This is a genomic window from Shigella sp. SIG6 (assembly GCF_053555815.1).
The window spans coordinates 40,199-48,661 of record NZ_JBQZXC010000015.1 but is presented as its reverse complement, the minus strand read 5'-3'; the positions used below and the strand labels follow the sequence as shown (position 1 = coordinate 48,661).

Annotated in this window: 10 protein-coding genes and 1 pseudogene; all 11 read left to right on the top strand. The window is 58.5% G+C overall.

The features are described from left to right. Positions 1 to 124: 124 nt before the first annotated feature. Positions 125 to 460, top strand: a complete 336-nt coding sequence (locus ACUU1M_RS04625) for a zinc ribbon domain-containing protein YjdM (protein ID WP_001300891.1) — start codon at positions 125 to 127, stop codon at positions 458 to 460. A 257-nt stretch (positions 461 to 717) separates the two neighbouring features. Next, positions 718 to 1,161, top strand: coding sequence for a VOC family metalloprotein YjdN (gene yjdN / locus ACUU1M_RS04620; RefSeq protein ID WP_001131335.1), 444 nt, complete (start codon positions 718 to 720; stop codon positions 1,159 to 1,161). A 132-nt stretch (positions 1,162 to 1,293) separates the two neighbouring features. Continuing rightward, a complete protein-coding gene (phnC, locus tag ACUU1M_RS04615) occupies positions 1,294 to 2,082 on the top strand; it encodes a phosphonate ABC transporter ATP-binding protein (protein WP_001193423.1) in 789 nt (262 codons plus the stop codon). A gap of 24 nt (positions 2,083 to 2,106) precedes the next feature. Next, entirely contained in the window at positions 2,107 to 3,123 is a 1,017-nt protein-coding gene (gene phnD, locus ACUU1M_RS04610) for a phosphonate ABC transporter substrate-binding protein (RefSeq protein WP_000992018.1), read from the top strand. Between the two features lie 105 nt (positions 3,124 to 3,228). Further along, positions 3,229 to 4,008 carry a phosphonate ABC transporter, permease protein PhnE gene (gene phnE / locus ACUU1M_RS04605; RefSeq protein WP_001193500.1) on the top strand — a complete coding sequence of 260 codons (780 nt, stop codon included), beginning with the start codon at positions 3,229 to 3,231 and terminating at the stop codon, positions 4,006 to 4,008. A 20-nt stretch (positions 4,009 to 4,028) separates the two neighbouring features. Next, positions 4,029 to 4,754 (top strand): annotated as a pseudogene (gene phnF, locus ACUU1M_RS04600) (phosphonate metabolism transcriptional regulator PhnF). Then, the gene (gene phnG / locus ACUU1M_RS04595; RefSeq protein ID WP_000542806.1) at positions 4,755 to 5,207 is read left to right on the top strand and encodes a phosphonate C-P lyase system protein PhnG; all 453 of its coding nucleotides are present in this window, start codon (positions 4,755 to 4,757) and stop codon (positions 5,205 to 5,207) included. Continuing rightward, positions 5,204 to 5,788, top strand: a complete 585-nt coding sequence (phnH, locus tag ACUU1M_RS04590; RefSeq protein ID WP_000171590.1) for a phosphonate C-P lyase system protein PhnH — start codon at positions 5,204 to 5,206, stop codon at positions 5,786 to 5,788. Before phnG ends, phnH begins: the two co-directional genes overlap by 4 nt. Next, on the top strand, positions 5,788 to 6,852 hold the full coding sequence (phnI, locus tag ACUU1M_RS04585) for an alpha-D-ribose 1-methylphosphonate 5-triphosphate synthase subunit PhnI (protein WP_005072230.1): 1,065 nt from the start codon (positions 5,788 to 5,790) through the stop codon (positions 6,850 to 6,852). Before phnH ends, phnI begins: the two co-directional genes overlap by 1 nt. Next, positions 6,845 to 7,690, top strand: a complete 846-nt coding sequence (phnJ, locus tag ACUU1M_RS04580; protein ID WP_000002272.1) for an alpha-D-ribose 1-methylphosphonate 5-phosphate C-P-lyase PhnJ — start codon at positions 6,845 to 6,847, stop codon at positions 7,688 to 7,690. The genes phnI and phnJ overlap by 8 nt, the downstream gene beginning before the upstream one ends. Then, the gene (gene phnK, locus ACUU1M_RS04575; protein ID WP_001075532.1) at positions 7,687 to 8,445 is read left to right on the top strand and encodes a phosphonate C-P lyase system protein PhnK; all 759 of its coding nucleotides are present in this window, start codon (positions 7,687 to 7,689) and stop codon (positions 8,443 to 8,445) included. The genes phnJ and phnK overlap by 4 nt, the downstream gene beginning before the upstream one ends. The last annotated feature ends 18 nt before the right edge of the window (positions 8,446 to 8,463 follow it).

Genomic DNA, 8,463 nt, shown 5'->3' with positions numbered 1-8,463 from the left:
CGATCGTCGTCTAAAATCAGCAGTACCCCCGACAAACTCAGGGATTTTGTGTATAATTGCGGCCTTTTTCGGCAATCTGCCGTTTTTTGGCGCTTTTGCCCTGCTGACTTTTGAGGAAATCCACATGTCATTACCACACTGCCCAAAATGCAACTCCGAATACACTTACGAAGATAACGGCATGTACATCTGCCCGGAATGTGCCTACGAATGGAACGACGCAGAACCTGCACAGGAAAGCGACGAGCTGATCGTTAAAGATGCTAACGGCAATCTGCTGGCTGACGGCGACAGCGTTACCATCATTAAAGATCTGAAGGTGAAAGGTAGCTCTTCGATGCTGAAAATTGGCACCAAAGTGAAAAACATCCGCCTGGTTGAAGGCGACCATAACATCGATTGCAAAATCGACGGTTTTGGTCCGATGAAACTGAAATCTGAGTTTGTGAAAAAGAACTGATTGTATTGTGATCGGTAAGCCGGATAAGGCGCTCGCGCCGCATCCGGCAACGATGCCGACTGCCTGATGCGACGCTTGCGCGTCTTATCAGGCCTACAAATTCCCGCACCCTCCGTAGGCCGGATAAGGCGTTTACGCCGCATCCGGCAACAGTGCCGACTGCCTGATGCGACGCTTGCGCGTCTTATCAGGCAGCCTCTCATCTGTATAAATTTCGAACTACACTTAACTGGCTTCTCTTAACTGAGGTCACCATCATGCCGTTAAGTCCCTACCTCTCTTTTGCCGGTAACTGTTCCGACGCGATTGCCTATTATCAACGTACGTTGGGCGCGGAACTGCTCTATAAAATCAGCTTCGGCGAAATGCCGAAATCAGCGCAGGACAGCGCCGAGAACTGCCCTTCCGGAATGCAATTTCCCGATACCGCCATCGCTCATGCCAACGTGCGCATTGCCGGAAGCGACATCATGATGAGCGATGCTATACCGTCAGGAAAAGCCAGCTACTCCGGCTTTACGCTGGTGCTCGATTCGCAACAGGTCGAAGAAGGAAAACGCTGGTTTGATAACCTTGCCGCTAACGGAAAAATCGAAATGGCCTGGCAGGAAACTTTCTGGGCGCATGGCTTTGGCAAAGTCACCGATAAATTTGGCGTACCGTGGATGATTAATGTCGTCAAACAACAACCAACGCAATAACCCGCCGGGAGGCCCGCCCTCCCGCACTGTCATCGAATTCCCGTTAACTCTTCATCTGTTAGTCACTTTTAATTAACCAAATCGTCACAATAATCCGCCACGATGGAGCCACTTTTTTAGGGAGGCTGCATCATGCAAACGATTATCCGTGTCGAGAAGCTCGCCAAAACCTTCAATCAGCATCAAGCGCTGCATGCGGTTGATCTGAACATTCATCACAGTGAAATGGTGGCTCTGCTTGGGCCGTCGGGTTCCGGCAAATCCACCCTTTTACGTCATTTAAGCGGTTTGATTACCGGCGATAAATCCGCCGGTAGCCATATCGAGCTACTGGGCCGCACTGTCCAGCGCGAAGGCCGCCTGGCCCGCGATATCCGCAAAAGCCGCGCCAACACCGGCTACATCTTTCAACAATTCAACCTGGTGAACCGCCTGAGCGTACTGGAGAACGTGCTGATTGGCGCGCTCGGCAGCACGCCGTTCTGGCGCACCTGTTTTAGCTGGTTCACCGGCGAGCAGAAACAGCGCGCGTTACAGGCGCTGACCCGCGTTGGCATGGTGCATTTTGCCCATCAGCGCGTTTCCACCCTCTCCGGCGGCCAGCAGCAACGTGTGGCTATTGCCCGTGCGCTGATGCAGCAGGCGAAAGTGATTCTGGCCGATGAACCCATCGCCTCGCTGGACCCGGAATCAGCGCGCATCGTGATGGACACCCTGCGCGACATCAACCAGAACGACGGCATCACCGTGGTCGTCACGCTGCATCAGGTGGATTACGCCCTGCGCTACTGCGAACGCATCGTCGCCCTGCGTCAGGGGCACGTCTTCTACGACGGCAGCAGCCAACTGTTTGATAACGAACGTTTTGACCATCTCTACCGCAGCATTAACCGCATCGAAGAGAACGCGAAAGCTGCCTGATATCCCCATCATTGAGGAAAACGAATGAACGCTAAGATAATTGCCTCGCTGGCCTTCACCAGCATGTTCAGCCTCAGCACCCTGTTAACCCCGGCACACGCCGAAGAGCAGGAAAAGGCGCTGAATTTCGGCATTATTTCAACGGAATCACAGCAAAACCTGAAACCGCAATGGACGCCGTTTTTACAGGATATGGAGAAGAAACTGGGCGTGAAGGTCAACGCCTTCTTTGCCCCGGACTACGCGGGCATTATCCAGGGGATGCGCTTCAATAAAGTGGATATTGCCTGGTACGGCAACCTGTCGGCGATGGAAGCGGTGGATCGCGCCAATGGCCAGGTCTTCGCCCAGACGGTCGCGGCGGATGGATCGCCGGGTTACTGGAGCGTGTTGATCGTCAACAAAGACAGCCCGATCAACAACCTGAACGATCTGCTGGCGAAGCGGAAAGATCTCACCTTCGGCAATGGCGATCCTAACTCCACCTCTGGCTTCCTCGTCCCCGGTTACTACGTCTTCGCTAAAAACAATATCTCCGCCAGCGACTTCAAGCGCACCGTCAACGCCGGGCATGAAACCAACGCGCTGGCCGTCGCCAACAAGCAGGTGGATGTTGCCACCAACAACACCGAAAACCTCGACAAGCTGAAAACCTCCGCGCCGGAGAAGCTTAAAGAGCTGAAGGTGATCTGGAAATCGCCGCTGATCCTAGGCGATCCGATCGTCTGGCGCAAGAATCTGTCCGAAACTACCAAAGACAAGATCTACGACTTCTTTATGAACTACGGAAAAACGCCGGAAGAGAAAGCGGTGCTGGAACGCCTGGGCTGGGCGCCGTTCCGCGCTTCCAGCGACCTGCAACTGGTGCCGATTCGCCAGCTCGCACTGTTTAAAGAGATACAAAGCGTGAAAGGCAATAAAGGGCTGAATGAGCAGGACAAGCTGGCGAAAACCACCGAGATTCAGGCGCAGCTGGATGACCTGGACCGCCTGAACAACGCGTTAAGCGCGATGAGTTCGGTGAGTAAAGCGGTGCAGTAAATCGTAGGTCGGATAAGACGCCCCGGCGTCGCATCCGACAATGTGCAGGCGTTGATGCCGGATGCGGTGCAAGCACCTTATCCGGCCTACAGACCGGAGCCAAACATGCAAACCATCACCATCGCCCCACCCAAGCGTAGCTGGTTCTCGCTTCTGAGCTGGGCCGTTGTTCTCGCCGTGCTGGTCGTCTCGTGGCAGGGCGCGGAAATGGCCCCGCTTACGCTGATTAAAGACGGCGGCAACATGGCAACCTTCGCTGCCGACTTCTTCCCGCCCGATTTCAGCCAGTGGCAGGATTACCTCACCGAAATGGCCGTCACGCTGCAAATCGCCGTCTGGGGCACCGCGCTGGCAGTGGTTCTCTCCATCCCCTTCGGTCTGATGAGCGCCGAAAACTTGGTGCCGTGGTGGGTTTACCAGCCCGTTCGCCGCCTGATGGACGCCTGCCGCGCCATTAACGAAATGGTCTTCGCCATGCTGTTCGTGGTCGCCGTCGGCCTCGGCCCGTTCGCTGGCGTGCTGGCGCTGTTTATCCACACCACCGGCGTGCTCTCCAAGCTGCTTTCCGAAGCGGTGGAAGCGATCGAACCCGGCCCGGTGGAAGGCATTCGCGCCACCGGCGCCAACAAACTCGAAGAGATCCTTTACGGCGTGCTGCCGCAGGTGATGCCGCTGCTGATCTCCTACTCCCTCTATCGCTTCGAATCCAACGTCCGCTCGGCGACCGTCGTCGGCATGGTCGGCGCGGGCGGGATCGGCGTCACCCTGTGGGAAGCGATTCGCGGTTTCCAGTTCCAGCAAACCTGCGCCCTGATGGTGCTTATCATCGTCACGGTCAGCCTGCTGGATTTCCTCTCTCAACGGTTGCGTAAGCACTTTATCTGATAAGCGAGGCATTGATATCTATGCACTTGTCTACACATCCGACCAGCTACCCAACACGCTATCAGGAGATAGCCGCAAAACTTGAGCAGGAGCTTCGTCAACACTACCGCTGCGGCGACTATCTTCCCGCCGAGCAGCAACTGGCGGCGCGCTTTGAGGTGAACCGCCACACCCTGCGCCGCGCCATCGACCAACTGGTGGAAAAAGGCTGGGTACAGCGCCGTCAGGGCGTCGGCGTGCTGGTGCTGATGCGCCCGTTCGATTACCCGCTCAACGCCCAGGCGCGTTTTAGCCAGAACCTGCTGGACCAAGGCAGCCATCCCACCAGCGAAAAACTGCTGTCGGTATTGCGCCCCGCGTCCGGTCACGTTGCTGACGCGCTGGGGATTACCGAGGGCGAGAACGTTATCCATTTGCGCACCCTGCGCCGGGTCAACGGCGTCGCGCTCTGTTTAATCGACCACTACTTTGCGGACCTCACCCTTTGGCCGACGCTGCAACGCTTCGACAGCGGTTCGCTGCACGATTTTCTGCGCGAGCAAACCGGAATTGCGCTGCGCCGCAGCCAGACGCGGATCAGCGCCCGCCGCGCCTAGGCCAAAGAGTGCCAGCGCCTTGAAATCCCGAATATGTCGCCGCTGCTGTGCGTGCTCACCCTTAACCACCGTGACGGTGAAAGCAGCCCGGCGGAGTACTCCGTCAGCCTGACGCGCGCCGACATGATTGAATTCACTATGGAGCACTGAATGCACGCAGATACCGCGACCCGCCAGCACTGGATGTACGTACTGGCGCACAGCCAACCGGCTGAACTGGCAGCCCGCCTGAACGCGCTGAACATCACCGCCGACTATGAAGTGATCCGCACCGCCGAAACCGGCCTGGTACAGATTCAGGCGCGAATGGGCGGCACCGGCGAACGCTTTTTTGCCGGCGACGCCACGCTGACCCGCGCCGCCGTACGCCTGACTGACGGCACCCTCGGCTACAGCTGGGTGCTGGGGCGTGATAAACAGCACACCGAACGCTGCGCGCTGATTGATGCGCTGATGCAGCAATCTCGCCACTTTCAAAACTTATCAGAAACCCTTATTGCCCCGCTGGACGCTGACCGTATGGCACGCATTGCCGCACGCCAGGCCGAAGTGAACGCCAGCCGGGTCGACTTCTTTACGATGGTTCGCGGAGACAACGCATGACTCTGGAAACCGCTTTTATGCTTCCCGTGCAGGATGCCCAGCACAGTTTTCGTCGCCTGTTAAAGGCCATAAGCGAGCCGGGCGTGATTGTCGCCCTGCATCAGCTCAAGCGCGGCTGGCAGCCGCTGAATATCGCCACCACCAGCGTGCTGCTGACGCTGGCTGATAACGACACGCCGGTGTGGCTTGCCGCGCCATTGAGTAACGATATCGTCAATCAGAGCCTGCGTTTTCATACCAACGCGCCGCTGGTCAGCCAGCCGGAACAGGCGACCTTCGCGGTGACGGATGACGGAATTTCCAGCAAACAGCTCAACGCCCTTTCCACCAGCACCGCCGTTGCGCCGGAAGCGGGCGCGACGCTGATTTTACAGGTCGCCAGCCTGAGCGGCGGGCGCATGTTGCGTCTCACCGGCGCGGGTATTGCCGAAGAACGAATGATCGCTCCGCAGCTGCCGGAGTGCATTCTGCACGAACTCACCGAGCGCCCGCCCCCGTTCCCGCTCGGCATCGACCTGATCCTGACCTGCGGCGAACGCCTGCTGGCTATTCCGCGAACCACTCATGTGGAGGTGTGCTGATGTACGTTGCCGTGAAAGGGGGCGAAAAGGCGATCGACGCCGCCCACGCCCTGCAAGAGAGCCGACGCCGGGGCGATACCGATTTGCCCGAACTGAGCGTCGCCCAAATTGAACAGCAGCTTAATCTCGCGGTGGATCGCGTGATGACCGAAGGCGGCGTTGCCGACCGCGAACTGGCGGCGCTGGCGCTGAAACAGGCCAGCGGCGATAACGTTGAAGCAATTTTCCTGCTGCGCGCCTACCGCACCACGCTGGCGAAACTGGCGGTAAGCGAGCCGCTCGACACCACCGAGATGCGTCTCGAACGGCGTATTTCGGCGGTTTATAAAGACATTCCCGGCGGCCAGCTGCTTGGCCCAACCTACGACTACACCCATCGCCTGCTCGATTTCACCCTGCTGGCAAACGGTGAAGCGCCGACGCTGACCACCGCCGACAGCGAACAACAGCCGTCGCCGCACGTTTTCAGCCTGCTGGCGCGTCAGGGGCTGGCGAAGTTTGAAGAAGATAGCGGCGCACAGCCGGATGACATCACCCGCACGCCGCCGGTTTACCCCTGCTCACGCTCCTCCCGCCTGCAACAATTAATGCGCGGGGACGAAGGCTATTTGCTGGCGCTGGCCTACTCCATCCAGCGTGGTTACGGACGCAATCACCCGTTCGCGGGCGAGATCCGCAGTGGTTACATCGACGTGTCGATTGTGCCGGAAGAGCTGGGATTTGCGGTAAACGTCGGCGAACTGCTGATGACCGAGTGTGAAATGGTCAACGGTTTTATCGACCCGCCGGATGAGCCGCCGCACTTCACGCGCGGCTACGGGCTGGTATTCGGCATGAGCGAGCGCAAAGCGATGGCAATGGCGCTGGTTGACCGTGCGTTGCAAGCCCCGGAATACGGCGAGCACGCGACAGGCCCGGCGCAGGATGAAGAGTTCGTGCTGGCGCATGCCGACAACGTCGAAGCCGCAGGCTTTGTCTCGCACCTCAAACTCCCCCACTACGTCGATTTCCAGGCCGAACTGGAGCTACTCAAACGTCTGCAACAGGAGCAGAACCATGGCTAATCTGAGCGGCTACAACTTTGCCTACCTCGACGAGCAGACCAAACGCATGATCCGCCGCGCCATCTTAAAAGCGGTGGCTATCCCCGGTTATCAGGTGCCGTTTGGCGGGCGCGAGATGCCGATGCCCTACGGCTGGGGAACCGGCGGCATTCAGCTCACCGCCAGCGTGATTGGCGAAAGCGACGTGTTGAAGGTGATTGACCAGGGCGCAGACGACACCACTAACGCCGTGTCGATTCGCAACTTCTTCAAGCGCATGACCGGGGTGAACACCACTGAACGTACGGACGATGCGACGCTTATCCAGACGCGCCATCGCATCCCCGAAACGCCGCTGACCGAAGATCAGATAGTTATTTTCCAGGTGCCGATCCCCGAACCGCTGCGCTTTATCGAGCCGCGCGAAACGGAAACCCGCACTATGCACGCGCTGGAGGAGTACGGCGTGATGCAGGTGAAACTGTATGAAGATATCGCCCGCTTCGGTCATATCGCCACCACCTATGCTTATCCGGTGAAGGTGAACGGGCGCTACGTGATGGACCCGTCGCCGATCCCGAAATTCGATAACCCGAAAATGGACATGATGCCCGCCCTGCAGCTGTTCGGCGCAGGGCGCGAGAAGCGCATCTATGCGGTGCCGCCGTTTACCCGCGTGGAAAGTCTCGATTTCGACGATCACCCGTTCACCGTTCAGCAGTGGGATGAGCCATGCGCCATCTGCGGATCGACCCACAGCTATCTCGACGAAGTGGTGCTGGATGACGCCGGAAACCGCATGTTTGTCTGCTCCGATACCGATTATTGCCGCCAACAGAGCGAGGCAAAAAACCAATGAATCAACCGTTACTTTCGGTCAATAACCTGACCCACCTTTACGCGCCGGGCAAAGGCTTTAGCGATGTCTCTTTTGATTTATGGCCGGGGGAAGTGCTGGGCATCGTCGGGGAATCCGGCTCCGGGAAGACCACGCTGCTGAAATCAATCTCCGCGCGCCTGACGCCGCAGCAGGGGGAGATTCGCTACGAGAATCGTTCGTTGTATGCGATGAGCGAGGCCGACCGCCGTCGCCTGCTGCGCACCGAATGGGGCGTGGTGCATCAGCATCCACTCGACGGCCTGCGTCGCCAGGTCTCGGCAGGCGGCAATATCGGCGAGCGGCTGATGGCGACCGGGGCCCGTCATTACGGCGACATCCGCGCCACCGCGCAGAAGTGGCTGGAAGAGGTGGAGATTCCCGCCAACCGGATCGACGACCTGCCGACCACCTTTTCCGGCGGCATGCAGCAACGTTTGCAGATTGCCCGCAACCTGGTGACGCATCCGAAGCTGGTGTTTATGGACGAGCCAACCGGTGGGCTGGATGTGTCGGTGCAGGCACGCCTGCTCGATCTACTGCGCGGCCTGGTGGTGGAGCTGAACCTGGCGGTGGTGATTGTCACCCATGATTTAGGCGTCGCCCGCCTGCTAGCGGACCGTTTGCTGGTGATGAAGCAGGGGCAAGTAGTGGAGAGTGGGTTAACCGACCGCGTGCTCGACGACCCGCACCATCCGTATACCCAGCTGCTGGTGTCATCGGTTTTGCAGAATTGAGCCGGTGCCGGATGCGGC